This is a genomic window from Staphylospora marina (assembly GCF_003856495.1).
GTDB lineage: Bacteria > Bacillota > Bacilli > Thermoactinomycetales > Thermoactinomycetaceae > Staphylospora > Staphylospora marina.
In genome coordinates, this window is the sequence record NZ_CP034118.1 from 409770 (window position 1) to 434685 (window position 24916).

General features: G+C 59.7%; 22 protein-coding genes. 19 read left to right on the forward strand and 3 right to left on the reverse strand.

The genetic code is table 11. From position 1 onward, the window contains the following. The first annotated feature begins 37 nt into the window (after window positions 1-37). On the forward strand, window positions 38-340 hold the full coding sequence (locus EG886_RS02175; RefSeq protein WP_124726596.1) for a YunC family protein: 303 nt from the start codon (window positions 38-40) through the stop codon (window positions 338-340). Between the two features lie 175 nt (window positions 341-515). On the opposite strand, the gene EG886_RS02180 is transcribed toward EG886_RS02175, so the two are convergent. The 3 genes from EG886_RS02180 to EG886_RS02190 all read right to left on the reverse strand — a co-directional run bounded on the left by EG886_RS02180 (window position 516) and on the right by EG886_RS02190 (window position 2400). Next, window positions 516-1436, reverse strand: a complete 921-nt coding sequence (locus EG886_RS02180; RefSeq protein ID WP_124726597.1) for an RluA family pseudouridine synthase — start codon at window positions 1434-1436, stop codon at window positions 516-518. Window positions 1437-1522: 86 nt separating this feature from the next. Further along, complete coding sequence (locus EG886_RS02185) at window positions 1523-1732, reverse strand: cold shock domain-containing protein (RefSeq protein ID WP_124726598.1); 210 nt, start codon at window positions 1730-1732, stop codon at window positions 1523-1525. A gap of 236 nt (window positions 1733-1968) precedes the next feature. After that, complete coding sequence (locus tag EG886_RS02190; RefSeq protein WP_124726599.1) at window positions 1969-2400, reverse strand: DUF2621 family protein; 432 nt, start codon at window positions 2398-2400, stop codon at window positions 1969-1971. 803 nt (window positions 2401-3203) lie between these two features. Between EG886_RS02190 and yfkAB the strand changes: the two genes are divergently transcribed. The 18 genes from yfkAB to EG886_RS02280 all read left to right on the forward strand — a co-directional run bounded on the left by yfkAB (window position 3204) and on the right by EG886_RS02280 (window position 24865). Beyond that, window positions 3204-4334: a radical SAM/CxCxxxxC motif protein YfkAB gene (gene yfkAB, locus EG886_RS02195; protein WP_124726600.1), complete on the forward strand. Its 1131-nt coding sequence runs from the start codon at window positions 3204-3206 to the stop codon at window positions 4332-4334. Window positions 4335-4528: 194 nt separating this feature from the next. Further along, window positions 4529-4780 (forward strand): hypothetical protein, encoded by a 252-nt coding sequence (locus EG886_RS02200; protein ID WP_124726601.1) that lies wholly within the window; start codon window positions 4529-4531, stop codon window positions 4778-4780. 273 nt (window positions 4781-5053) lie between these two features. Beyond that, entirely contained in the window at window positions 5054-7429 is a 2376-nt protein-coding gene (locus EG886_RS02205) for a hypothetical protein (RefSeq protein WP_124726602.1), read from the forward strand. Continuing rightward, window positions 7426-8376 (forward strand): ABC transporter ATP-binding protein, encoded by a 951-nt coding sequence (locus EG886_RS02210; RefSeq protein ID WP_124726603.1) that lies wholly within the window; start codon window positions 7426-7428, stop codon window positions 8374-8376. Before EG886_RS02205 ends, EG886_RS02210 begins: the two co-directional genes overlap by 4 nt. Next, on the forward strand, window positions 8360-9253 hold the full coding sequence (locus EG886_RS02215; RefSeq protein ID WP_124726604.1) for an ABC transporter permease: 894 nt from the start codon (window positions 8360-8362) through the stop codon (window positions 9251-9253). The genes EG886_RS02210 and EG886_RS02215 overlap by 17 nt, the downstream gene beginning before the upstream one ends. Beyond that, complete coding sequence (locus EG886_RS02220; protein WP_164491598.1) at window positions 9253-10833, forward strand: hypothetical protein; 1581 nt, start codon at window positions 9253-9255, stop codon at window positions 10831-10833. The genes EG886_RS02215 and EG886_RS02220 overlap by 1 nt, the downstream gene beginning before the upstream one ends. Before the next feature lie 15 nt (window positions 10834-10848). After that, complete coding sequence (locus EG886_RS02225) at window positions 10849-11856, forward strand: AAA family ATPase (RefSeq protein ID WP_124726606.1); 1008 nt, start codon at window positions 10849-10851, stop codon at window positions 11854-11856. Next, complete coding sequence (locus EG886_RS02230) at window positions 11853-12770, forward strand: DUF58 domain-containing protein (protein ID WP_124726607.1); 918 nt, start codon at window positions 11853-11855, stop codon at window positions 12768-12770. Before EG886_RS02225 ends, EG886_RS02230 begins: the two co-directional genes overlap by 4 nt. 6 nt (window positions 12771-12776) lie before the next feature. Further along, the gene (locus EG886_RS02235; RefSeq protein ID WP_124726608.1) at window positions 12777-14567 is read left to right on the forward strand and encodes a vWA domain-containing protein; all 1791 of its coding nucleotides are present in this window, start codon (window positions 12777-12779) and stop codon (window positions 14565-14567) included. After that, entirely contained in the window at window positions 14557-17400 is a 2844-nt protein-coding gene (locus tag EG886_RS02240) for a VWA domain-containing protein (protein ID WP_164491599.1), read from the forward strand. The genes EG886_RS02235 and EG886_RS02240 overlap by 11 nt, the downstream gene beginning before the upstream one ends. A gap of 58 nt (window positions 17401-17458) precedes the next feature. Continuing rightward, on the forward strand, window positions 17459-18151 hold the full coding sequence (locus tag EG886_RS02245; RefSeq protein WP_124726610.1) for a DUF3891 family protein: 693 nt from the start codon (window positions 17459-17461) through the stop codon (window positions 18149-18151). Between the two features lie 126 nt (window positions 18152-18277). Then, a complete protein-coding gene (locus EG886_RS02250; protein ID WP_124726611.1) occupies window positions 18278-18667 on the forward strand; it encodes a VOC family protein in 390 nt (129 codons plus the stop codon). A gap of 507 nt (window positions 18668-19174) precedes the next feature. After that, window positions 19175-20167, forward strand: coding sequence for a hypothetical protein (locus EG886_RS02255; RefSeq protein ID WP_124726612.1), 993 nt, complete (start codon window positions 19175-19177; stop codon window positions 20165-20167). Then, window positions 20164-20820 (forward strand): class D sortase, encoded by a 657-nt coding sequence (locus EG886_RS02260; RefSeq protein ID WP_124726613.1) that lies wholly within the window; start codon window positions 20164-20166, stop codon window positions 20818-20820. Before EG886_RS02255 ends, EG886_RS02260 begins: the two co-directional genes overlap by 4 nt. A gap of 2 nt (window positions 20821-20822) precedes the next feature. After that, window positions 20823-21728, forward strand: a complete 906-nt coding sequence (locus tag EG886_RS02265; protein WP_164491600.1) for a conjugal transfer protein — start codon at window positions 20823-20825, stop codon at window positions 21726-21728. A gap of 7 nt (window positions 21729-21735) precedes the next feature. Further along, window positions 21736-21993: a hypothetical protein gene (locus EG886_RS02270; RefSeq protein ID WP_124726615.1), complete on the forward strand. Its 258-nt coding sequence runs from the start codon at window positions 21736-21738 to the stop codon at window positions 21991-21993. Next, the gene (locus tag EG886_RS02275) at window positions 21990-22385 is read left to right on the forward strand and encodes a TcpE family conjugal transfer membrane protein (RefSeq protein WP_124726616.1); all 396 of its coding nucleotides are present in this window, start codon (window positions 21990-21992) and stop codon (window positions 22383-22385) included. The genes EG886_RS02270 and EG886_RS02275 overlap by 4 nt, the downstream gene beginning before the upstream one ends. Then, window positions 22382-24865: an ATP-binding protein gene (locus tag EG886_RS02280; protein ID WP_124726617.1), complete on the forward strand. Its 2484-nt coding sequence runs from the start codon at window positions 22382-22384 to the stop codon at window positions 24863-24865. The genes EG886_RS02275 and EG886_RS02280 overlap by 4 nt, the downstream gene beginning before the upstream one ends. The last annotated feature ends 51 nt before the right edge of the window (window positions 24866-24916 follow it).

Consider the following 24916-nt stretch of genomic DNA (forward strand, 5'->3'; position numbering starts at 1 on the left):
ATGCGGGAAATGCGATCGAAAACGGGGGGATGTGAACATGATGAGTCTCAGATGGATGGACGCGGACGGACATCCGGTGGCCGGGATCGAGGTGAAACTGCCGAAGACCACGTTGCTGGTGATTACCACCGACAAGGGGTACATCATGTGCGGGGCGCTCGATGTGGCGCTGCTGAACGAACGGTTGGCCGACAGGGGAATCATCGCGGGCAGGGCCGTGGGGGTGAGAACCCTGGAAGAATTGATGGAAGCGCCGCTTGAATCGGTGACGCATGCCGCACGTGAACGGGGGATCGCGCCGGGCATGACCGGCCGGGAGGCCATTTTGCGAATGCTGTGAAGGGAAACCATGCGCCAAGCCTGCAAGCCCGGCGCATGTCATCCGGTCGTGCGTTCGCCGGAGCCGGATGATTTCGCGGCAGAAGTCCTTGCCGCAAAGATCGGAGCGGAGTCCATCCAACAGGGGTGGCGGTCATTGTCGGGCCGCGGTCATCACCGCGGCGTCTTTTTTGTTCTCACGCGAGCCCCAAGGCAACAAGAGCGTGTTGCATATCTTCGGGAAGGGGCGCTTCAAACCGGAGATCTTCTCCCGTCAAAGGATGGGTGAAGGCCAGTTCGAACGCGTGGAGAGCTTGTCTGCGAATCGCGGATGTGTCTCCGCCATAGAGCCGGTCTCCCGCCAGCGGAGCTCCCAGATGGGCAAAATGAACCCGGATCTGGTGGGTTCGCCCCGTGATCGGGCGGGCTTCGACGAGAGAGGCCCGTTCCCCTTGACGAACCAACCGGTATCGGGTCGTTGCGGGATCCCCTCCCGCCGTTATCCGGCGGCGTGTGGGATGACGCGGATCGCGGCCGATGGGAGCGTCGATCACACCTTCCGCCGGCTCCGGCTTGCCGTCGCACACGGCCAGATACGCGCGGTGAATGTGACCGTTTCGGAGTTGCCGGTCCAACAGCTGGTGCATGTAGCCGCTTTTGGCGATCAGGATGAGTCCGGACGTGAAGCGGTCGAGCCGATGAACGGGTCTCACCGTTCCCCGGATGCCCTTGGAAGACCAGAGATGCAAAATGCCGTGAACGAGGGTTCCCCGGTCCGTGTCCCGCACGGGATGAACGGCCACTCCCGCCGGTTTGTCGATCACCATCAGATCGGTGTCTTCATACACAACCCTCAGCGGCACCGGTTCCGGTGAAAGAGGAGATGTTTCCGGCGGACGCAATGCGGCCTGAACCCGGTCCCCCGTCTTCACCTTTTGGGCCAGCCAAGCCGGTTTTCCGTTCAGGCGAATGCCCTTGATCCGGGTCAGCCTGTTCAGGAGGCGACGGGATACCATCAGGGGACCGCGCAGCACCTCTTCCACGGTGACTCCGGTCATATGTTCGGGGACCCGATAGGTCACCCAGGGGTTGTGGGAGGATTTGCGTGAATCGGACATGACTGAATCACCATGAAACATGATGTGGGGCTCAAAGAAACCAAAAACCCCTCCCCGGGGACCGGGAAGGGGTTTTGATCGCGAATTCAGCGGACGTGGTTCAGGCGAATGACGTTGGCGGATTGCGGTCCGCGGTCACCCTCGACGATGTCAAATTCGACCGGTTCGCCTTCTTCAAGGGTACGGAAACCTTCGCCTTGGATGGCGGTGTAGTGCACGAACACGTCTCCGCCGTCTTCGCGCTCGATGAATCCGTAACCTTTTTCAGCGTTGAACCATTTCACTCTACCCTTCATCTTTCGGGCCTCCTTCAAACCATTAAAAAGCGGTACGTCTCAAGCGAATATCCATGCCAACCCATTGCCTTGCACAAAACAAGAGGCCACACAAGATGAAGCTTGAAAGCATTCCCACTTTTTAATGTAATATGTCCCATCATAGCATGATGAAAAACCAAAAACAAGGTTTCGCCGAAAAAGAAAGAGAAAAACTTTTTCCAAGCCGGTCCCGATCCGGATCCTTCGAGCCCGGATCATTCGAGCAAGTGCTTGTACGGGGTCAGGTCGATGCCGTTTTTTTTCAGGGTCTTGATCAGCCATTTGTGGTCCCGTTTCGGCGTGGCGAGGATATATCCGCGGATGATGTGATCCCGGGTCACTTCACGGGCCCGATCCTTCAGGGCCAGCTCGCCGATTTTGGCGGCGATTTTTTGCTTGGCCACGTCACGGAACATCCGGGGAACGGGTTCGACCAATTCGTTCAAAAGCACCTTTTGCTCTTCGGACCACATGTGAATGGTTTCCCTGATGTAGTATTCTTCCCAATCCAGGATCGATTTACCGTCTTCCCTGGGCAGGGCTTTCAGGAATTTGCGAAACATGAAATAGCCGCCGATGGCCAGGATGACCACCATGAACACCCAGAAAAAGGCGTAGAACCATTGCAGCCAGGCCGGTCCCGTCATCCGGTTCACTCCGTTTCCTTGTCTCTTCCGTTGTTCATTATATCGAAGCGGTCACCGGGCGGCAAACCGGGAGGACAACCAAAAAGGACCGCGCCCGTTTCCGCGGGCCGGTCCTTGATTGACACGTTCTTCCGTTTCATGTTTTCGTGTTCATTTCGTTCAGACGATCAGGCTGATGCCGTAAACGATGATTCCCCAGATCGGCAGGCTCAGCAGAGAAGCGTTCAGCAGTCCGGAAATGGCGTTCATCAGGATTCCTCCGTTCGTGTGAATGTATGTATGTCATCAAACGTTTGTTCAGATTTCATGATCCGGTTCAACCAAGCAAGAGGCGCGCGACCAGATAAATCAGTCCCCACATCGGCAAGCTGAACATCGTGGCGTTGAAGATTCCGATGACGGCGTTGTTCATGTTTCGCACCTCACAACGGTTGTTTGTGATTTCATTATATACAGGGGAAATCCGTCTGTCCCGGATGTAATCGAAATGTAATGGTCATGTAAATTGCCGGTTACCGCCGGGAAAACATCTGACAGACCTGTCACGTGTCTGAAAGAAAATGGCCTCACTGTTGCAGGAACGCAACGTTTTCGGGGAGGACGAAGGGTGTCGGGAATTGCAATGAAGCAGGGGATTTCCCGGGAAATTGCCGGAATCCGGGGGCGGCTTTCCGAAAGAGGGCGGAGAAGCGGTGAACGGGCGCTTCACTTGTCGAAATGCAGGGGTCGTGAAGATCGTTGACGCATTTCCCCGAACTGCGCTATACTGCCAACGTGTTTGACAGAACGGAGGAGACTTGCTGATGAGCTGGCATACGGGAGCCAAAGAACCGATCACTCCCCGGTGGGATCCGTGGGACACTTGGTACACGCGAAATGAACGAGGGCACTATGTTTTGACCAGTGTTGAATTCACCGTCACCAACTTGTGCAACCTGCGTTGCGAACACTGTGCGGTGGGAGAAGAGCTGGTGGAACGCGAAGGACCCGCGTTGCCGTTGGATCTTTTGCTGAAACGGCTGGACGAAGCGGAGCATCTTCGCACGATCAGCATCACCGGCGGCGAGCCGGCCGTCAGCACGCGGGCCGTCAAGGAGCTGATCATTCCGCTGTTGCGGTATGCAAAGGACCGGGGCATTCACACCCAGCTGAACACCAATCTGACGCTTCCGCTCAGTCGGTATCTCGATTGGATCGGAGATGTGGATGTGCTGCACATCTCCTGGAACTATCGGGATGCCCGCGATTTTCACCGGATCGTGTTTGCAAAAGCGGGCCGGGAAGTGAATGACGGCGCGGCGGAAGTCCTGTTTGAACGAATCCGGGAAAATGCCCGGGAGTTGTCCAAGGCGGGCATCTTTGTCTCGGCGGAGTCGTTCCTCAGTCCGTTCACGGCTCCGCACATCGTTTCCATGCATCGGGACGTGGCGGAGATGGGATGCCGGCGGCACGAAGTGCATCCGTTGTACCCGAGCGATTTTGCGAGGAATCTGCGCCTGTTGACACTGGACGAATACCGGAGCGCGGTTCATGAACTCTTGGACCACCGGAATCCCGACGTGTGGGTGTTGTTCGGTACCTTGCCCTTCTATCCGTGCAGCGACCGGGAAGATGACCGGGAGCTGTGGCTCCGGCTGCACCGGGAAGAAAACGTGACGGTTCGCCAGGACCCGGACGGTCGCAACCGGCTGAACATCAATGCATTCACCGGAGACGTGATCGTCACGGACTTCGGAGACGTTCCGCCGCTGGGGAACGTGCGGACGAACCGGTTGGATGACGTGTTTGCCCGCTGGCTGGAACACCCGCTGGCGGAAAAGTCGCATTGCTTCTGCCCGGAAGCCCGTTGTTGCGGGCCCAATTTGCTGGTGATGGACACGTATTATCCGACATGGGATTTCCGCGCGCGCAGCGCCAAAGTGAAACTGACCTGATTTTTTGCCCCCGGTTTCGGCATGAGGAAGCCGGGGGTTTTTTCTTGCACGGGAACATGATTTCCGGGAACGGCGACCGGTCCCGATTCTCCGAAAAGATTCATCGTTCTTCGGCCCCCGATGCTTCGCCTTCCGTTAAAATGAAAGAATCAAATGAAAAATGACGGCGGAATGCCGTGAAAGGAGGACTCGGATTGAACATCTTTGAAAAATTCGTTGCGGAAAATGTCGACGGCGGACAGCGTTCCAAACGGGAGCACGTGGTCCTGCTTCCCGGCGAGCTCTCGCAAGCATTCGAACACTGGTGCCGCAAACGGAATCTCAGTTTCAGTCAGGGAGTGGCAGAGCTGATTCGGGAGGCGCTGGAGAAGGAAAAGAAACGGGACAAAGATAAGAAAGAACCTGCGCTCCCCGATGCATCCAAATTCATGCGTGATGCGTTTTGACCGGTGGACGGACCGGGTGAAGTCCTTTTGTTGACGGCTTCTTTTCCCGGGCCGGAGGGATCCGCCGCGTTCCGATGCATGCACCTGAGGCGCGTGAAGCGCGTAACGGGCGGATTCGTCCGGCCCTCTTGCCGGAGGACGGGCTTCCCGGTGTTCCGTTGGCCGGAGAAGATCCGGATCCGCCACCCATCGCCATTCTTTTTCTGAAAATTGACAAATGGAGGCATTTTCCGGAGAGCGGGATTTTCTTCTGGCGGGAAAAGCGTTTTGTGGGTGAGTGACGGCGCGGAAACGGGAATGGTGATGGTGGCAAGGGTGAAACGAAGCGAAGTCGGAACCGTATATGAAAGAATGAGTGAGACGGAGAGGAGTGACCGCATGCGACGAACCTGTACATTGCTGCTGAGCGCTTTGCTGACATTCGTGCTTGCGCTGATTCCGTCCCCCGGATGGGCGCTGGACACGACCGAACAGGTACGGATGGAAGCGGAAATGGGATGGAAGGGAGAATACAAGGGAGATTTCGTTCCGGTGCGCGTCAAGCTGACCAACCGGGGGGAGGCGATCAAAGGCACCGTCGAGGTTCCGGGAAACGTCCGGAGAGACGACGCACGGACCGGGGTCACGCCGTCTTTGGAGATGGAATTGCCCCCGGGAGCGGAAAAAGTCGTCACGCTGGTGATTCCTTCGAAACTTGCGCTTCCGGATCAACCGATCCGTTTCGTTTCGGACGGTCGGGTCCTCTCATCCACCAAGCTCAAAGGAAACCGGCTTTGGCAGAATGACCGGTTGATCGGCGTGGTGAGCGAAGATCCGCACGCCGCCGCACGCCTGGCAAAACACATCGCCGAACAAAATTCCATGATCCATGTGGTGCCCGTCGACGTTGCGGAACTTCCCGACAGCGGCTTGGCGCTGTCCGGAATGGATGTCCTGGTGCTGCATCGCCTGCAGCGGGAAACCGTTTCCGCAGGGCAGGTGGAAGCGATCCGGCAATGGGTTTGTTCCGGAGGAACGTTGCTGGTGAACGGCAGGGGAGGATCGGGAGCGGTCCGGGGCCTGGAATCCATGTTGCCGGCCGTGCCGGCAGCAGGCACGGTGACGGTCAAGGCCGACAGCGATCTCGCCCGTTGGGGAGCGTTGCCTGCCGGTCCGGTCACGGCCGTGGATTTGCGGGTGAACCGGCCGGCCACGATCCTGGCGAAACAAGGGGATGCGGTTTTGTTGGCCAAACGGTCGTGCTCGCACGGACAGGTGTTGGTGACCGCTTTTGATCCTCTGGATCCGGTGTTGGACGGATGGAAGGGAACGGAGGCGCTGTGGCAGGAAGAGTTGATTCCGGGTGAGCAGCCTGCCAAAGATCCGTATAACGGGGAGTTTTCACTCTTCGGGGCACCGTGGCTGCTCGTCGATGCCGTGAACCGGATGATTGATTTGAAGCTTCCTGCCGTCAAAGGGCTGGCATGGATTTTTGCCGGCTATGCACTGGTGGTCGGTCCGCTGATGTTTTGGTTGTTGGGCAGGGCAGGCAAGCGGGAATGGAGCTGGGGACTGGTTCCGGCCGTCGGACTGCTTCTCGCCGGAGGACTGTACATATACGGCACCCATCTTCGGGGGGCCGCCGTGGCATTGTATCAGTTCGGATATGTGGAAACGACCGGAGACAAGGAGGCACTGGTGCGCGGGGTGACGTCCTTGATCTCCCAGGAACCCGGGGAATATGAAGTCGCGCTGAAAAACGGATTTGTCTGGCCGGTCGATCAAATGGGGAATGCCGATATGTCGGTCAAGAGAGTGTCGGCGGGGCGTGATTCGAAGATCCGTTTCTTCCAAGTTCCCAAGTGGAGCAAACGGGACATGTACACGATGAGCCTGGTGAATCTCAAAGGTTCCCTGGAAGGAACCGTGAGGCTCAAGGGAAATGAGTGGGTGGGAGAGGTGGTCAACGGAACCGGGTATCGGATGCATGAGGTTACGGTGATTGTTCCGGAAGGCGTGGTGAAGATCGGGGATCTTTCTCCGGGAGAGAAAAAGGAGTTCCGGTTGAGCATACATGAGAAGCCGATGATGCTCGGGATGGAGCAATACGGATTTGATCCGGAAAGCCCGGAGTTTCAGCTGTTGATGCAAAGGGAGGTCACGGGTTCCTTTCTGAAGTTGGACGGAGCGGATGTGCTGGGAGTGATCCACGAACCGCTCCTGGATGCATCGGTGAAGGGGTATCCGGTCAAACGTTCCGGCCGTTTTTTGGTGAACGGTGTCATGCGTGCCGCGACGGATGAAACCGGACGGTTGCACCTGGCGTTCGGCACGGTCGAACCGGAGGTGATCCAGGCGGACAGTCCCGTCATTCCCGACTTCATGAGCCCCACGTTTCGTCTGGAACGGGACGGAAAGATGACAATCGAATTCCGGACGAACTTGCCGGAGAATGCACAAATCCGGAAGATCGGCTTCAGACATTCGGACGGATGGGACGTGTACGACTGGAACACCCGTGAATGGGTGCATACGGAACAGGCGGGACGCCGGCAGGCCGAAACCTTCGTGCGCGACGGAATCATTCGCCTCCGCCTGAAGAAACCGGCAGCTGCAGGTGAAGAAGTCGTCCGGCCGCAGGTGGAGATCGAAGGGAGCGTGAAACCATGATTCGCACAGAATCGCTCACAAAGAGATACGGATCCGTCACGGCCGTGAACAAGCTGGATCTTACGGTGGAGGCCGGAACGGTGTTCGGATTCATCGGTCCGAACGGCGCCGGCAAATCAACCACGATGCAGATCCTGGCCACGTTGGTGGTGCCGGACGAAGGCCGCGCATGGGTGGGCGGATGGGATGTCGTCAAAGACGGGGACGAGGTCCGCCGCATCATCGGATACATGCCGGACTTCTTCGGCGTGTACGACAATCTGACGGCGATCGAATACCTTGAATTTTATGCATCCTGTTACGGGATCCGCCGGGATCTGCGGCGGAAAATCGGGCTGGATCTCTTGGAACTGGTGGGACTTTCCCACAAGCGTGATGATGAGGTGGACAAACTGTCCCGGGGGATGAAGCAGCGGTTGGGTCTGGCTCGCAGCCTCATTCACGACCCCGCCCTCCTCATCCTGGATGAGCCGGCATCCGGTCTCGATCCCCGGGCCCGGGTGGAGTTTCGAGAGGTGCTCAAGGAGCTCCGGAAGATGGGAAAAACGATCATGATCAGCTCTCACATCTTGCCGGAGCTGGCCGGTTTTTGCGATTGCATCGGCATGATGGAAAACGGGAAAATGGTCGCCTTCGGCAATGTGGACGAAATGACCCGGCGGACGCAAACCGGTCGGATCATCGAGATTCGGGTGCGGGAGAAAGCCGAGGAGGCGGAAGAGCTGCTCGGGCGGATGAAACCTGTCCAATCCGTGCATCGTGAGGATCGTCTGCTGACGGTACTGGTCGACGGCGATGAAGCGGTCCAGGAGGAGATCTTGCGGGAACTGCTCCATTCGAACATTCCGGTGACGGGATTCACCGAAACGAAGGAGGACATCGAGGATGTGTTTTTGCGCGTGACCGGTGAAAAGGAGGGGAGCGAAGCGGATGAAACGGCTGATTGAGTGGTGGAAGAATCCGGTACTTGCCCGTGAAACGCAGTGGAGGATGCGGTCTAATAAGACGCCGTGGGTCATTTTTCTGTACCTGACGGTCACCGGTGGAATCACCCTGTCCATTCTGGCGTTGTCCCTTGACAGCGTCAGCGGGTACAACCCCGATCAGAGCCGGTTTCTGTTCGGCGGATTGGCCGCCGTTCAGCTGCTGATGGTCTCGCTGGTGACTCCCGGGCTGACGGCCGGATTGATCAGCGGCGAACGGGAGCGGCAAACGTTGTCCATCCTGCTCACCACCCGGCTCGGCACCGGACAGATCGTGATCGGCAAATGGCTGGCTGCGCTCAGCTTCATGTTTCTGCTCCTGTTCGCGACGGCTCCGCTGTACGTGATGGTGTATCTGTTCGGAGGAATCTCGACGGATGCCCTGTGGAAAGTGTTCCTGCATTTGCTGGTGACGATGCTGTTTTTCGGAAGCATGGGGATTTACTTCTCGACGGTGTTCAAACGGACGGGTGTGGCCACGGTGACGGCGTATCTCGTGACGGCGGGGATCGGCATCGGGCTGCCGATCATTTTGTGGCTGATCCTGCTGTCCCTTGACGCATCCGCTTTTTCCGGCCGACACGTTCCGCTGATCACCGAGATCATCGGTGCCCTGCATCCGCTCATCAGCCTGTTGTTCGCGCTGACGGGAGAGTTTCTGATCGAACCGGATCAACTGCGGATTGACTTTTTTCAAACGTATCTGATCGTTTACGGCGTGCTGTCGGCGATCTTCCTTGCGGGCAGCGTGTACAAACTGTCCCCCGGCCGTTTTTCCCGGCCGTGGCGGACGGGGCGGAACGCCAAACAGCGATCGGATGCGGCCGGTGAGTCCGCATGATGCGCGCAAACGTTCCGGAACCATGGCACGGGCTGCTGGCCCCTGCGAGGAACCGTTTGTGGATCATTCGCGGAATCCGGGGAATGAAGCTGTTCTTCGGGGGCGGGATGGCGTGGATGATCGCCGTGTTGCTGTTTGCCCGGGTGGTGCCCGTGGCGGATCCGGTCACATGGGCGGGCTCGGGAGCAACGGGGATCCTGCTTGCGGGAGTCATCAGGGCGTTGCTCGGGAAACCGTCCTGGACGGAAACGGTGAAGGTGCTGGACCGGGCCCTCGGTCTGGAGGATCGGCTTGTCACCGCCTGGCAATACAGGGACAGCCGTCATCCGGTTGCCGCGGTGCAGCGGGAAGACGCGTTTGTGCGGGGCCAGGAACGGATGTCCCGGCTCCCCCGGGAGATGCCTCTTCCCCGTCCGACCCGCGGGGACATCAAGTGGGTCGTCCCGTCCGTCTGCGTTTTGCTGGCGCTGCTGTTGCTTCCGAATCCGCTGCAGGAACAGGCTCTGAAGCAGGAAAGGATCCGGAACCGGATCGAAGAGCGGATCCGGGACGTGGAGAAATGGAAGGAAACCGTGGAAAAGGACCGGATGGCGAGCCGGGAAACCAAGGAAGCGCTGAAGAAGGAGCTGGATTCATTGACCGGACGGCTCCGGGAGGCGAAGAGCCTGGAAGAGGCGGCGGTGGAACTGGCGCTCACGGAGAAAAAGCTTCGTGAGTTGGAACAAGAGGCGCGGCAGCGGTCCGGGACGGCAAAAGCGCTGGAAGAGAGACTGCATGCGGAGAAGCTCTCGCAAGTGGCGGAAGCGATGCGCGGCGGCGATGAGCGCACACTGTCCGAAGCGATCGGCGGTCTGACTCCGGACGAGCGAAAAAAGCTGGCGGAAGTGTTGGAGCGGACTGCCGGAGAACGGGATTCAGGCGGGGGAAATGAATTGCGCGAGGCGGCTGCCGGATTGTCTGCGGGGACTCCCGGGGCCGAGGCTTCCGCCGCCAAAGCCCTTGCCAAAGCGGGCCGGGAGTTGAACGCCTCGGAGGCGGACGCACGGCTGCTGGCGGAAGGGAGCCGGGTGCTCGCCGGAAATTCGTCCCGCTTGGCCGCCGGTTCTTCTTCCGGGACCGGAAACGGGCCATCCGGAAGTTCGACTTCTTCCGGGATGTCCGGAAACGGATCATCCGCCGGTTCGTCTTCATCGGGGAATGGAAGTTCCGGGGGAAGTGAAGGGGCAACGGGTTCCGGAACCGGTGAAGGTGCCGGGCGACAAGGAGGAGCAAACGCCGGTTCTCCCGGGGCGGGCGGATCGACCGGAGGGGCTGCTCCCGGCAACGCCCCCGGACAAATGGTGCAGGTTCCATGGTCCCGGTTGCACGGAGAGGGACAGAAGGGTTCCTTGGGCGGTCCCGATGCGGAGGGGCCCGAAACGGATTCGGGGCAGGCTTCCGCCCATCCGGGGGTGATCCGACCGTACGGCGATGTGTACGCCGATTATGCCGGACATGCGCGGCAGGCGCTGGAGCGGGGGGAGATTCCCGCGGATCTGGAATGGCTGGTGAGGGAGTACTTTTCATCGTTGGAACCGTGAAAGGAGACGGATCGGATGAACGAAACGGACTGGAAAGAGGAGTGGGAATCCGCCCGGGAATTGACGGAACATCTCCGGAGGGAAATCGGCCGGGTGATCATCGGCCAGGATGACGTGGTGGAGCAGGTGCTGATCGCCATGCTGGCAGACGGACACGTGCTTCTCGAAGGGGTTCCGGGCCTGGGAAAAACGCTGCTGATCAAGACCATCGCCCGGTTGCTCGATCTGTCGTTTTCTCGCATTCAGTTCACTCCGGACCTGATGCCGGCGGACATCCTGGGCACCACGGTCATCTCCGCGGATGAGTCCGGAAGGACCGAGTTCCGCTTTCAGCAGGGGCCCGTGTTCGCGCATCTCGTATTGGCGGACGAGATCAACCGCGCCACGCCGAAGACGCAATCGGCCCTGTTGGAAGCCATGCAGGAGCGGACGGTGACGGTGTCCGGGAAAACGAGGAACTTGCCGGAACCCTTTTTCGTGCTCGCCACGCAAAACCCCTTGGAGATGGAAGGCACCCACGTTCTTCCCGAGGCTCAGCTGGACCGGTTTTTGCTCAAGATCAAGGTTCCCTTCCCCAAAGAGGAAGAACTGAGGCGCATCGTGAGTGAAACGGTGGTCCGGACCGAACGTCCGACCGTCACCCCCTTGGCGGACGCACGGCGCTGGATGTGGCTGCGCGGCATCACCGAACAACTCCTCGTTCCGGATGAAGTGGTGGAGGAAGCCGTCCGGTTGGTGCTCATGACCCATCCGGATCATCCGGAGGCGCCCGAACCGATCCGGAAATACGTGAGGGCGGGAGCGGGGCCGAGGGGAGCGCAGGCGCTGGTTCGCGCGGCCCGGGCGATGGCGCTGCTGCGGGGCCGTCACAACGCCGGTCGGGAAGATTTGACGCAGTTGGCGTTGCCGGTTCTGCGGCACCGGGTGCTAAGGACGTTTGAAGCGGAGGCTTTGGGCATTTCCGAGGACGAATTGGTGACTGCCGTGCTCGAACACCGAAAACGGGAAGCGAATGCGCGATGAACGAAAACGGACGAAACAAGGACGGCAGCCTGTTTCCCGATCCCGCGTTTTTGGCCAGGCTTGAGCGCTTGCGGCTCGTGGTCCGCCGTCCGGTCAAGGGAACGCAGGTCGGGGAAAGGCGTTCGCTGTTTTCGGGAAGCTCGCAGGAATTTTCGGATTTCCGTCCCTATTCGCCCGGTGATGACATCCGCCGGGTGGACTGGACGGCGTATGCGAGGTTTCGCAAATGGTTTCTCAAAATCTATGTGGACGAGCGGGAGACGGACGTGCATCTCTGGTTGGACATCAGCCGTTCGATGTCCTGGGATGCGGAGCACAAGGCCCGGCGGGCGCTGGAACTGGCCGGCGCGCTCGGTTATCTGGCGCTCGGCGCGGGAGACCGGCTGCGGGTTCATGCGTTTGCCCGGCGGGTGGAAGCGGTGTCGCCGCCCTTTTCGGGCAAAAAGTCGGCTCCCCGGTTGTTCTCTTTTTTATCTTCTCTGTCCTTCGACAAAGACGGAGATCCGGACGGGGCGGAAGACGACGCAGGCTATCTGTTGAGGCGCCGGGGGATCTCGATCATCATTTCCGACGGATTCACTCCGTCCGGAGGTCGGTCGCTCGCCGACAGTCTCCGGCGAAACGGACAGGAAGTACATATGATTCTCCTCTTTTCCGGGGAAGAGCGGGAGCCGTCCCTGTCGGGGGATCTCCGGCTGATCGACTGCGAAACCGGGGATCGGCGGGAAATCACGGTGAATTCGCATGTGCTCCGCCTGTACCGGGAAACGTTTCGCCATCACGTGGAGGAATTGTCCGACTGGTGCCGGCGACGGGGCATTGTGTTGCTGCCGGTGTCGGCGGAAATGACGCTGGAGGAGACCGTGCTGGATCTGTTCCGTCGTTCCGGCATGGTGGAGCGTCAAAGGGGGTGACGGAACGTGAAGTGGCTGGAACCCGGAGCCGGATGGCTGGCGCTTTGGGCGTTGCCGGCCATCCTGATTTTGTATTTTCTCCGAAAGAAGCATGAGCCCCGCACCGTTTCCAGCACGCTCTTGTGGAGACGGGTGATGGAGCGGGAGGAAGCAAACCGGCCCTGGCAAAAATTCAGGCAACATCTGCTCCTGTGGCTGCAATTGCTCGCCGCCGCTTTGATGATTCTCGCCCTCGCCCGTCCGGCATTGCCCGCGGACGGACTGGCCGGGCCGCACACCGTGGTGGTGATCGACGTGTCGGGCAGCATGCTGGCCCGGGAAGGGGACCAGACCCGGCTTGAGATCGCGAAGGAAACGGTGAAAACGTGGATTCGAAGGGCGGATGCCGACCAAACGCTGACCTTGATCGAGGCGGGGCGAACCCCGCGGGTGTTGGCAACGGAGTGTTCCGGCCGGGAATGTTTGGCCGCGGTGGAACAGATCGGGGGAATGGCCGGGCGCGCCGACACGGACGGGGCGCTCAGTCTGGCACGGGCCATCGTCGCGCGTGATGCGGCGGCCCGTGTGGTGCTGGTTTCCGACGGGGCCGGGGCGAAAAAAGAAACCGGCCATCTGCCCGACCGGTTTCATCGGATCGGCAGTCAGGGAAGCAATCTGGCCGTGGGAGCGTTCATCGTGAAGGGGGACGAACTGCGGACGGAAGCGTTCGTTCGTGTCGACAATCCGGGAAATGTGCGGATGAGCGGTGCATTGTCGATCAGCGATTCGCAGGGACGGGTGCTGGACGCCCGGACGGTTTCCCTCGCCCCCGGTGAAAGCCGGACCGTCCGGCTGCAAGATCTTCCCGCGGCCGACTGGTACAAGGCCACCGTTTCGGCAAGGGGAGACGCTTTGCCGGAGGATGACTCCCGCTGGTCGACCGTGTCGGGAAGAGAAACCGTCTCCGTGTGGCTCACCGGAAAAGAAAATTTGTTTTTGCGAAAAGCATTGGAACTTTCCACCGGTTCGCAGCCGGTGGAAGGCGACCGTCCGCCCGTCTCCGGAGGCGCAAAGGTGTTGCGGGTATCCGACGGACCGGTCGGCGAGTGGCCGCCGGATTTGCCGCTGCTGGTGTTTGATCCGTCTCCCTCTTGGGGAGGTTCCCTGTCCGGGGGACGGACGGTGTCGGGCAAAGTGAAGGCCGATCCCCGTCATCCGATTGTCGCCGGGTTGAACCCCGGTTCCTGGCATGTGGCGGATGTTCGGGTGACCACTCCTCCTGCCTGGGCCCGGCCCATCGTGACGGCAAACGGCGTCCCGCTCTTGCTCGCCGGGGAAACCGGGGGACGGCGTGTGGTCTGGTTTCCCTTTGATCCGGCCAAATCGGACGTGCCGCTCCAGCCCGAATTTCCCTTGCTGATCCATCAGGCGATCCGTTGGCTGTCGCCTTTGGGGGGCGGAGAAAGTGTTCTGGCGGAAGCGGGGGAAACCGTCCCGCTTTCTTCGGGTGACCAAGTTCGTCTCCTTCGATTCACCGGCGAAGATCCCGAGGGAGAGCAAGCGGACACCGAAGGCCGTTTTCCCGAACGGCCGGGGCTCTACCGGATGAGCGACGCCGGATCGGGAGCGGTGCTCGGCAGGGCCTCCGTGACATTCCCGTCCGGGGAATCCGACATCGTTCCGAAAGAGGTTCCGATCGCGTCAGCCGGCGATCATCGGGAAAGCGTGCCGACCCACGACGAATGGTGGCGGTGGGTGGCATTGGCGGCGCTGTTGGTGGTCGGAGCGGAATGGGTGGTGTATGTTCGTGGCGGTTGAATTCAGTCATCCGTGGATGTTGGCGTTGTTGATTCCGGCGGGATTCGGGATATGGTACCTGCTGAACGGGGAGAACCGGATCGGGAGGCGAAAGAACCGATGGGTTCCCGTGATTCGCGCGGCGGTCATTCTGCTGATCGTTTTGGCGTTGGCGGGCTTTCATTTGCTTCTCCCGTCCCGGGACCGGACCGTGGTGTTCGTCGTCGACCGGTCGGCATCGGTCGGAGATCCGGAGGAAGCGCTCAAATTCATGGAAGAGGCGGTCCGCACCAAGCGCCCGGGAGACCGGGTGGCCGTGGTGAGCGTGGGAGCGACGGCCGCGGTGGAACAGGCGCCGCGGACCGATCCGGATCTCCCGGCCCTTTCCTCCGTGATCGGCGAGCATGCCACCGATTTGGCCGCCGGGCTCCGGTTGGCCGGAGGATTGGTTCCCGATGATTCTCCCGGTGCGGTGGTGGTGCTGTCCGACGGTCTGGAAACCGACGGGGTTGCACTGAAGGAGGCGGAGCATCTTCGTCGGCGGGGCATTCGCGTGGATGTCCGGCAGATCGGCGCGAAATCGGGGCCGGAAGCCTGGATGGAAAGCGTGGAAACGGCCGGAACCGTTTATGAAGGAGATACCGTCGACATCCGGGTGAAAACCGGATCCACCGGGCGGATGTCTGCCACGATCCGTCTGTATGCGGGGGATCGTCCCGTGGGCGAGCGACGGGTGATCCTTCAGCCCGGGCATCAAACATTTTCTTTTGCCGTGAAGGCGGAAGAAAGCGGCTGGAAACGGTTTCGGGCCGAATTGGTTCCCGACGCGGACGGCATCCCTGTCAACAATGAGGGCTTTGCTCTCACCCGGGTCGAAGGAACACCGAGGGTGGTCATCGCGGAAGGAAAACCGGGAAGCGGAAGAAATGCCGCCGCGGCTCTGCGCGCCACCGGCATGCGGGTGGACGTGATCCCCGCCCGGGCGCTGCCCGAACACCCGGAGGGCTATGCCGACATTCAATCGCTCATCATGGCCAATGTTCCCGCGGAGGTCGTCCCGGAGCGAAAAATGGAGGGGATTCGGAGGGCGGTCCGGGATCTCGGCATGGGCTTGGTCATGACCGGCGGTGATCAGGGATTCGCATTGGGCGGATGGTTTCGGACGCCCGTGGAAGAAGCCTTGCCGGTGCGAACGGAGGTGACTGACAAAAAACGCTTTCCGCCGATGGCGATGATCCTCGTGATGGACAAATCCGGCAGCATGGCGGGGGAAAAACTCGAGATGGCCAAAGAAGCGGCCGTCCGCGCCACCGGCATGCTCACTCCTCAAGACCGGCTGGGCGTGATCGCCTTTGACGCGACCTGGCGCTGGCTGATTACTCCCCAAGCCGTGACGGACAAAGCCACCGTCCAATCCCGGATCGGCACCATGGGGGCTGACGGCGGGACGGCGATTTATCCGGCCTTGGAAGAAGCCTGGAAAAGCATCCGGACGCAGCCGGTCAAGCGGAAACACATTTTGCTTCTCACCGACGGGCAATCTCCGGAAGGAGATTACCGGGGACTGGTGTCCCGGATGAAACGGGACGGCATCACCTTGTCGACGGTCGCCGTGGGAACGGACGCGGCCCAAGGATTGCTCGCCGGGCTGGCCTCGGAGACGGGCGGGCGGCATTACACGGCGGAATCCCCCGGTGCCATTCCGACCATTTTCGCCAAGGAAGCGGCACTCGCCACCCGCAGTTACGTGGTGGACAAGCCGTTTGTTCCCGAACGGACCGGCGGGGCGGATTGGAAGGAACTGACGGAACCCGTTCCGCCTCTGCAGGCTTACGTGGCCACCACGATCAAACGGACGGCCGAAACGGTGCTTGTAAGTCCGGAGGGGGACCCCGTCATGGCCCGCTGGCAATACGGCTTGGGGCGAGCCGTGGCTTGGACCTCCGATCTTGAAGGGAAATGGTCTTCGCGATGGATCACCTGGAACCGGTTTGCCGCGGTGTGGAATCAGGTGGTCGGATGGACCTTCCCGCGAAGCGGAGCGGGTGGATTCACCGTCGAACGGAAACGGGAAGACGGGCGATCCGTCCTGAGGTTCATCGCTTCGGAGGAACGCGCGTCGGGCATCGATCGCATTCGTTTCCGGGTCACCGATGAACGGGGAACCGTCCGCGAAGGCGTCGCGGAATGGGTGGAACCCGGCGTGTTTGAAGGGGAATTTCCGGAAAACCGTCCGGGGGCGTTTCTGGTGCGGGCCTCAGGGGAAGGGAAGAAAAGAGAGGAACTTGGAACATTCGGCGTGGTGGTGCCCGTCGCTGCGGAATTCAGGCCGGATGTGGACGGAAAACGATTGCTCGACGCAATGGCTGCCGTCGCGGGCGGGAAATCGTCCGTTCGGCCGGAAGAGGTGTTTGCCGGGGAGTGGGAGAGCCGTTACGAAAGCCGGGATTTGTCCTGGTGGTGCCTGCTGTTGGCAACGTTGCTCTGGCCGCTTGACGCTGCGGTGCGGAAATGGTCCCTGACCGCCGAAGAGCTTCGGAACCGGCTTCGCTTGCCGCTGGTCCGGCGGGATCCCGGGAGCGGGGAGACGGACGACCGGTGGAAGAGGATTTCGGAAAAGACCCGTCGGGAAACCGCGAAACGCGCGGCTCTCTTCACTCCCTCCGAATCGTCCCCTTCGGCCGATCATCTGAAACGGTCCGAATCTCCGCCGGCGCAGCGTTCCGAGCCGACCCGGCGAACGGTTGGTCCGCCACCGGAGAAGGAGCCGGTTCGTCCGCCTGAACCCGGCAGCCATTTGAACCGTCTTCTGGAAGCGAAAAAACGGGCGGGAAAACAGGGGAAATCATCGTGAACAAGTCGTTTCGGTGCCATTCTCCGAACGATCTTGGACCGGAAAGGGGACCGCGAAGATGATTGTCAGAAAAAGCGGGGATCTGTTCGTGTTGATTCGCCAGCATGATCATGCTTTGGTCTCCGGTCAACTGGCCGAGCGGCTGAAACCCGAATGGAAGCTGCCGGAGAATGTCGTACGGGGCATCTCCCTCCACGACTGCGGCTGGGAGGAGCTGGACGAGGAGATTCTCTGGAACGAACGAACCGGCGCTCCCCATTCTTTTGAGGATTATCCGCTCGCCCCCAAAGTACGGGCCTACACGCACGGCATCGACCGGGTGGAGGAAAAAGACCCCTATGCGGCATTTCTCTGCAGCATGCATTATTCCCGGTTTTTCGAAAACGGCGAGGATCCGGTGTCCGTGGAATTTTTCAATCGGGAACAGCAGCGCCGGATGCGCCTCGCCGAACGGATTTCGCCGGCGCTGCTGGAGAAGGCGGATGATCATTACGGATGGCTCCTCTTTTTCGACCGGCTTTCCCTTGCCATCTGCATGAATGAACCGGGCGAAAACCGGCATCCATGGTTTCGGGACGGGATCCGGCACCACGGAGTCACGCATCGGTGGGTCTGGGAAAACGAATACCGGTTGCGTCTGGATCCGGAACTGTTTTCCGGCCCCTTTTCGGTGAGCGTTCCGTACCGGCTGGTGAATGCAAACCGGCAGCCGGCCGGGGCCGGGACATACCGCTTTGAGATCATGGCTTGAGTCGTGTGCGTATGGAACCCGCTGCGTTATGAAGGTCGGTTCGAAGGAAGTTTCCGGGCCACGCATTCCGGAACCGGGTCCGTACCGGAAAGGCATTTCAAAGGGAACACGGAAGGATGGGTTCTGATGAAAGTGACGGGATTCAATCACCTGACGCTCAAAGTCCGGAATCTGGAGGAGAGCTTGCCGTTTTTTCTGGATGTTCTGGGCATGAGACCGGTTCATCGGGGGCGGAAAGATGCGTATTTGGAGTGGGGAGACGCCTGGATCTGTCTTCTCGAGCGGGACGTGACCGGGGTGACGGGCCGGGAGGCGGGGATGGATCACGTCGCTTTCTCCATTCGGGAGGAAGATTTTCCGGATGCCGTGGAAAGGCTGAGAAAACGGGGTGTCGCGTTCATCCGTGAACCCGTCCGAAGGGGCGGGGGATGGTCGGTGCAGTTTTCCGGACCGGACGGGATCGTTCTGGAACTGTTCACCGGGAACCTCGCCCGGCGGATGGAAAACTGGAAATGATCCGGACATGATTCCGGATTCCCGATGGTGGCGTCACAGGGCTTCCTCCGCTTTTGGAGGGAGCTTTTTTGCGGATCATGGCGGATTTTCCCGCTTGTTCCCGTCGGCCGGAAAAATCCAGACGCGGCCTTCATGGGTGACAAAATGTTTGATTATTTTAATTAAAACAAAAAATTAGAAATTCAATGATATCATCGCGGTTGTCGAATCGGAAAAACCGACTCTGAGCCGATGGTTTCAGAGTTGAATGGCTTTCGGGGATTTATTTTGAAACAGCATGACAATTAAAAGTATTTTTGGTCAAGATCAGGAACGATAAAAAAATTGAATCGGCAAATTTTACGAAATTGTGTTGAAATAATGGCGTTTGTTGTAATATTATAGGAAGAAGAAATTGGAACGAGTCTGCTGACTTTCCGGTTATTTCCATCGTTCCGCAGGCTTCATCCGGATCGCGTCCGCCCGTCGGACGCGATTTCCGAAATCAGGTGAAGGAGGATTTTCCGTATGGACCCGGGTCGACTTTTGGAGTCCTTCCGGACGGATGTCTCTTCCCGAAATCTGTACACCGATCTGCTGAGGCAGTTCGATCTGGAACATCCCAACCGGAAAGGAAACCGCAAAAAGCGCGGAACGCCCGCAGGACGGAACGTGAACCGGACTGCGGCGATCCTGTCTTTGTGCCTGGTGACGGGATTGTCGCTCGGGATCGGGTCCGCTTTCGCCGACGGTGACATCCCGCCTGAGACGGCGCCGCCGGATCAACCGCCGGGATCATCGAAAGTGAAAACGGAGCTGCCCGTGAAAACGGGGCGGGAGGTGGAAAGGCCCGTGCGGGAAGAACGGCCTCCCGACATGGCGGGCAGACAGTCACCCGGCATCGGGAAACGGGAAGCTCCCCGGGATCAGACCGGTTCCGCATCCGGGCAACGCGGAGGGAGCGTGCCCGAGCGGAAGGATGTGGAGTCGCCTCCCCCCGACATGCCGGGAAAACGGGATCAGCGGGGGCGGGAGGAAACCCGGAAGCCGGCTGAAACCAAACGTCCGGCACTCACCCTGCCGGGGGGAGGAACGCTGGAATTGCCGCCGGTTCTGGAACTGCCCAAGGAACTGGCCGGTGGAAATCCGAACGGGAATTCTTCCGTTGATGACGGGGAGAAAACCGGACGGACGACCGGCGAATCCCGGACGATCGCTTCGCGCGACATGTCCTCCGGCGTGACAAGCACCACCGGAAAGTCGGACAACTCCGGGGCGGGTTCCGTACAGTCTTCCGGCAAGACCTCTTCCGGTGTCCGGGAGAAGGCAAAGGAAGAAAACCGGCCCAAGCAGCAGGAACCCGTGGTGACGGTCTCCGCCGGCACCCCGCCGAAGACGGTGGACGGCGCGGAGCTTCCGAAAACGGCTTCGGGGGATCTGGACGGAGTGATCGGGGGTGGATTGGCCGCCCTGATCGGTTCCCTGTACCTGATTCGTCGGAACGGGGATGACCGGGAGTGAAATGGGATCGCTGGATCGCGCTCATCCTGGTGTTCGGAGGGGCTGCCTGGGCGGGCCACTCAGGCGTCGATTATTTACAGAAACTGGATGCCGTCCGGGAGTGGTCCGGTGAGGATGCGGTCCGGGCGACCGACTCACCGGCCACCGCTTCCCCGAACGGGAAAGCGGCGGATGACCGGCAGGATTTGACGGTCATTTTTCCCGAGAACGAACGCCCGCGAAAAGGCCAGCACTTTGCCGATCTGATCATTCCCCGTCTCCAAGCGGTCATGCCTGTCGTGGAAGGAACCCGGGACGAAGAACTGGCCCGGGGTGTCGGTCATTTTGCGGGAAGCGTGTTGCCGGGTGAGCCGGACAATGCCGTTCTCTCCGGTCACCGGGATACCGTGTTCCGGCGGCTCGGAGAACTCCAAACGGGGGATCGTCTGTTGGTCCGCACCACGCGAGGCACGTTTGTCTACACGATCACCCGAACCTGGGTGACGGATGCGGATGACCGCACGGTGATCGTTTCCACCCGGGATCCGGTTCTCACGCTCACCACCTGCTATCCCTTCACATTCGCGGGACCCGCCCCGGAGCGATACATCATTCGCGCCGAACTGTCCGGACGTGAAACGGATGACACATTCAGACCCGGTCAAGGGGGATGAACATGGAGAAACGGATGATCCACCGGAAATTGGTCAGAGCGGTTTTCTGGCTCATCATCCTGTACACGGCAGCCACCGCCACGGCGGTCCTGGCGATCCAGTTCGGATTGTTGAAAGTTCCGGAAACCGCGACACTCGCGAACGCGCAGTCCGGAAAAGACCCGGAAGAGCACATGCCCGTCAGCCTCGCCGCGTTTGCGGAACAGTTCACCAAAGAGTATCTGTTCTGGACGGCCGGAAAGGAGGACTCGAGAGCCGAGCGGCTGCGTCCGTTCTGGAAACCGGGGTTGGATGTGCAGGGAGGTCTTGAGTTCAGCAAAGCCGGTTGGAACTCCTACACGAGGCAGGTCAGCACCTGGGAGATGAAGGAACGCAAGGACGGTTCGGGAATCACCGACGTCACCGTGTACGCGGAAACCATCCTGACCCGGACGGGTCGGGGAAATGATCAGAAGCGGGTGGATCGCTGGATCTCCGTTCCGGTTCGGAAGGCCGGGGAGTCCTACGTGGTGGTGGAATTGCCGAAGATCATTCCCGCCCCCGTGGTCTCCGTTCCGGAAGAGGAGCCGGTGTCAGGCAATAAGGGAGAAACGGTGAACTCTTCGGTTCGTGCGGAAGCGGAAGCGTTCCTTCGCTCGTTCTGGAAGGTGTACACCACGGGAGAGCCTCGGGAAATCGCCTACTTCCGGAAGGATAACCGTCCGGTTCCCGGATTGACGGGAGTGATGCGCTTCGAAGATCTGAAGGACCTGGAAGTGACCGAACAAAACGGAGAGATGACGGCCCGCTTCCGGGTGGAACTCGAAGATCTCGCTTCCGGCGTCAAAATGACGACGCGTTACGAGTTCAAGCTGGTCCGGGAAGGCAATCGCTGGTTTGTGCTGAAAATGGGACAAGGGGAGATCTGATGTGGAGATGCTGACGTTTTTGGTGTGGATGGCGGCAAGCCCGGGACAAAAACTGCAGGAATACCTGGGTTCGGAGATCGGATCCCTGTTTTTTCTGGCCGTCATTTTCATCAGCCTGACCATGTTCTGGAAACGGGCGTTCACCGCTTTCATCGGATTTGCTCTTTTTGCCATGCTTGTCAGCGTGTTCATTTTCCAGCCCGAACTGGTGTCCAGTCTCGGGGCGGACGGATTCAAATGGCTGTTTGAGGCGTATTTGAAATGAAACAAATCCGGGTGTACAATCAGGTTTTTAAAATCGAAAAAACGGTGTACTCGATCCAGGGAGTCCCCCTTCCGCTGCCGGTGTCGTACCGGCAGATGGCTTTTTTCGCCGGAGCTCTTGTCTTGATGGTGATTCTGAACAAGTTTCCCCCCGTGGCATGGGTGGACTATTTTCTGGTCAAGTTTGTGGCGATTCCGGCCGGGGTGGCCTGGTTCTTCACCCGCAAAACCTTGGACGGAAAAGCGCCGCACCGGTTTCTGCTGAGGGTCGCGGAACACTGGTTCAGCCCGCACCATCACGCCAGATACCGGGAACTGGAACGGCCGGGGGGCAAATACCGATACGAAGGTGCAGTGACATTCAGGCGGACATCCGGGGGTGAGACCGAATGACGCGCATCCCGTTTCCTGTCAAGTACTTCGAAAAAAACCTGGTGTTCGGAACGGACGGTTCGGTCAGCGCCTGGTATGAACTCGAACCTTATCATTACGATTACCGTTCCGTCAGCGACCAATTGGGCCTCCACGGGAATCTGGAGGCCTTTTATTGGAATATCCATGCGGAAACACACACGCTCGCCGTTCCGGAATTCCAAAGCCTGGAGGAACATCGCAGGGACATGGAGGGACGGCTTTCCTCCGACCTGGAGGAAGCCGGAAAAAGGCACATCCAGGCGGCGATCCGCCACATGAACGGCAAGGAGTTGTTCCGGTATCGCTTTTTCATCGGGGTGAAACTGAAACCGTCGGAAGCAACCGGACTCTCGTTTCTGGGAGAACTCATTTATCTGTGGAGAGATTTCAAACGGTATCTGCTTCAGCATTCAGGCACGGATTTGCCGGAAATTTTCGAGGAGGAGATCAATGCCTACAAGTCCCAGGAAGAGCTCATCTTTTCCCGGGTGAATGGATATCTTCGCGGCCGCAGGGTGACGGAGGATGACATCCAGTGGCTGATTCGCCGGGGATTTTACCGGGGCATCGGAGAAGCGCCGCTTCGCGCCGGATGGAAACCGTCCTACCTGCCGGTCGAAATGAAAGGAAAAAAAGCCCGGAGACCGGGACGGGACATTCTCACCCTGACCGAAGGGCGCTTCGATGATTCACACGGGCGCCGACTGGTGGTCGAGCAGTTTGCCGGAGGAACGACCCGAACCGGATACATGGCGTTTCTGGCCATCTCCCATATTCCCGACAAGTCTCCGTTTCCGGGGACGGAGTGGATCTATTGCGTGCAGAAGCTGTCCTTTCCCGTGGAGGTGTCGGTTCGCACCGAAACCATCGATTACGGAAAAGCCTTGTCGCAGGTGCTCGGAAAGAAAAAGGAACTCAAGGCGGAAGACGATCACGCGATGGAAAGCGGGCAGGAAACGTCTTATCACATTCTGGCCGGGAAGCAGGAGGCCAACGAGCTGGAGAGCAACCTGCGGACCGACAAGTTTCCCTTGCTGAAAACGTCGATCATTCTGTGCGTGTTCGCTTCCACCCGGGAGGAACTGGATCTCAGGATCCAGCTGGTGAAAGATCTTTACGGAGACATGCTGATCCAGGTGGAAGTTCCTTACGGGGATCAGTGGCGGGGATTCAACGAATTGATCCCCGGATCCCCCCGGCTCATCACCGACTATGTGCATTACATGGATCCGACCGCCGTGGCGGCGGGAATGGCCGGAGCCTCGAGGCAATTGGGGGACGGCCGGGGATACCTGATCGGCATGTCGCAAAATCTGCCGGTCTTTTATGAACACGACCGGGGGCCGAAAGACAAGCGTCTCAGCACCACGGCTTCCGCGGCGTTCATCGGATCGCTGGGGGCCGGCAAATCCTTGGGAGCCAATCTGCTTGCTTATCAGGCGCTCCTCAGCGGAGCCAGCGTGCTGATCTTTGACCCGAAGGACGAACGTGGACATTGGCCGGAAGTGCTCCCGGAGCTGAAGGGATTGACCCGGGTGGTCACCCTGCGCAGCGGAGTGGAGGACCGGGGCAAGCTCGATCCGTTGATGGGAGCCCGTTCGGAGGACCGGTTCACTGCCGCGGAGACGGCCAAACGGATTCTCCAGTTTTTGTCCCGGGCCATGGACGGAACGTGGGAGGCGATCGTCATCGGCAAAGCCGTCGATCAGGTGGTCCAGGAAGAACGGCCTTCCATGATGCGCGTGATCGAGGTTTTGCGGGAAAACCTGCGCCTCGCTCCCGGAAAACGGGCCGATTCCCTGGAGGAAATCGTGGACGTGCTCAGTTATTTGTCCACGTCCGGACAGGGGCAACTGCTGTTCGGGGACGGAACGCAGGAAGCGATTGACGTTTCCATGCCGCTGACCATTCTGCAGGTGGAAGATTTGAAGCTGCCCGATGAAAGCCAGAGCGACTACGGGCGGATGGCCATTGCGATCCTGATGGCCATTTCCGATTTTGCCCGTCGCTTCTCCAACCGTCCGACCAGTGAATTCAAGCTGGTTCTGTTTGACGAGTCCTGGAGGCTGGCCAAAGTGCGGGAAGGGCAGGCCATCCTGGAAGAGCTGGTCAGAACCGGACGCAGCAAAAACGCAGCCATTTACCTGATCAGCCAGAACGCCAAGGACATGTTGGGCGAAGAGATTCGTTCCAACCTGGGATGTCGGTTCGTCTTCCGGTGCCGGGATCAGAAGGAAGCGGAAGCGGCCTGCCGGATTCTTGGCATTGAGCCGACGGAGGAACACATTGAACACATCCGGAATCTGCCCACCGGCATCTGCCTGATGTCCGACCTGGAGAAGCGTGTCAATGAACTGGAAATCAAGGTGTTGGATGAACGGTTGTTCCATGCGTTCGACACCCGTCCGGGCGCGAGGACCCGCGATGCGGATCGTCCGCTCAGCAGGGTCAACCGATGAAAGGGCATCGTTCACCCGTTTCCGTCAGTTTGAAGTGTGAAGGAGAGCGGC

Coding starts and splice junctions, on each gene's coding strand:
- yfkAB (WP_124726600.1), top strand. CDS start 3,204: ATGAGCTGGCATACGGGAGCCAAAGAACCGATCACTCCCCGGTGGGAT.
- EG886_RS02230 (WP_124726607.1), top strand. CDS start 11,853: ATGAACGAAAACGGACGAAACAAGGACGGCAGCCTGTTTCCCGATCCC.
- EG886_RS02225 (WP_124726606.1), top strand. CDS start 10,849: ATGAACGAAACGGACTGGAAAGAGGAGTGGGAATCCGCCCGGGAATTG.
- EG886_RS02275 (WP_124726616.1), top strand. CDS start 21,990: ATGAAACAAATCCGGGTGTACAATCAGGTTTTTAAAATCGAAAAAACG.
- EG886_RS02210 (WP_124726603.1), top strand. CDS start 7,426: ATGATTCGCACAGAATCGCTCACAAAGAGATACGGATCCGTCACGGCC.
- EG886_RS02185 (WP_124726598.1), bottom strand. CDS start 1,732: ATGAAGGGTAGAGTGAAATGGTTCAACGCTGAAAAAGGTTACGGATTC.
- EG886_RS02220 (WP_164491598.1), top strand. CDS start 9,253: ATGCGCGCAAACGTTCCGGAACCATGGCACGGGCTGCTGGCCCCTGCG.
- EG886_RS02180 (WP_124726597.1), bottom strand. CDS start 1,436: ATGTCCGATTCACGCAAATCCTCCCACAACCCCTGGGTGACCTATCGG.
- EG886_RS02245 (WP_124726610.1), top strand. CDS start 17,459: ATGATTGTCAGAAAAAGCGGGGATCTGTTCGTGTTGATTCGCCAGCAT.
- EG886_RS02175 (WP_124726596.1), top strand. CDS start 38: ATGATGAGTCTCAGATGGATGGACGCGGACGGACATCCGGTGGCCGGG.
- EG886_RS02270 (WP_124726615.1), top strand. CDS start 21,736: ATGCTGACGTTTTTGGTGTGGATGGCGGCAAGCCCGGGACAAAAACTG.
- EG886_RS02190 (WP_124726599.1), bottom strand. CDS start 2,400: ATGACGGGACCGGCCTGGCTGCAATGGTTCTACGCCTTTTTCTGGGTG.
- EG886_RS02250 (WP_124726611.1), top strand. CDS start 18,278: ATGAAAGTGACGGGATTCAATCACCTGACGCTCAAAGTCCGGAATCTG.
- EG886_RS02265 (WP_164491600.1), top strand. CDS start 20,823: ATGGAGAAACGGATGATCCACCGGAAATTGGTCAGAGCGGTTTTCTGG.
- EG886_RS02280 (WP_124726617.1), top strand. CDS start 22,382: ATGACGCGCATCCCGTTTCCTGTCAAGTACTTCGAAAAAAACCTGGTG.
- EG886_RS02215 (WP_124726604.1), top strand. CDS start 8,360: ATGAAACGGCTGATTGAGTGGTGGAAGAATCCGGTACTTGCCCGTGAA.
- EG886_RS02255 (WP_124726612.1), top strand. CDS start 19,175: ATGGACCCGGGTCGACTTTTGGAGTCCTTCCGGACGGATGTCTCTTCC.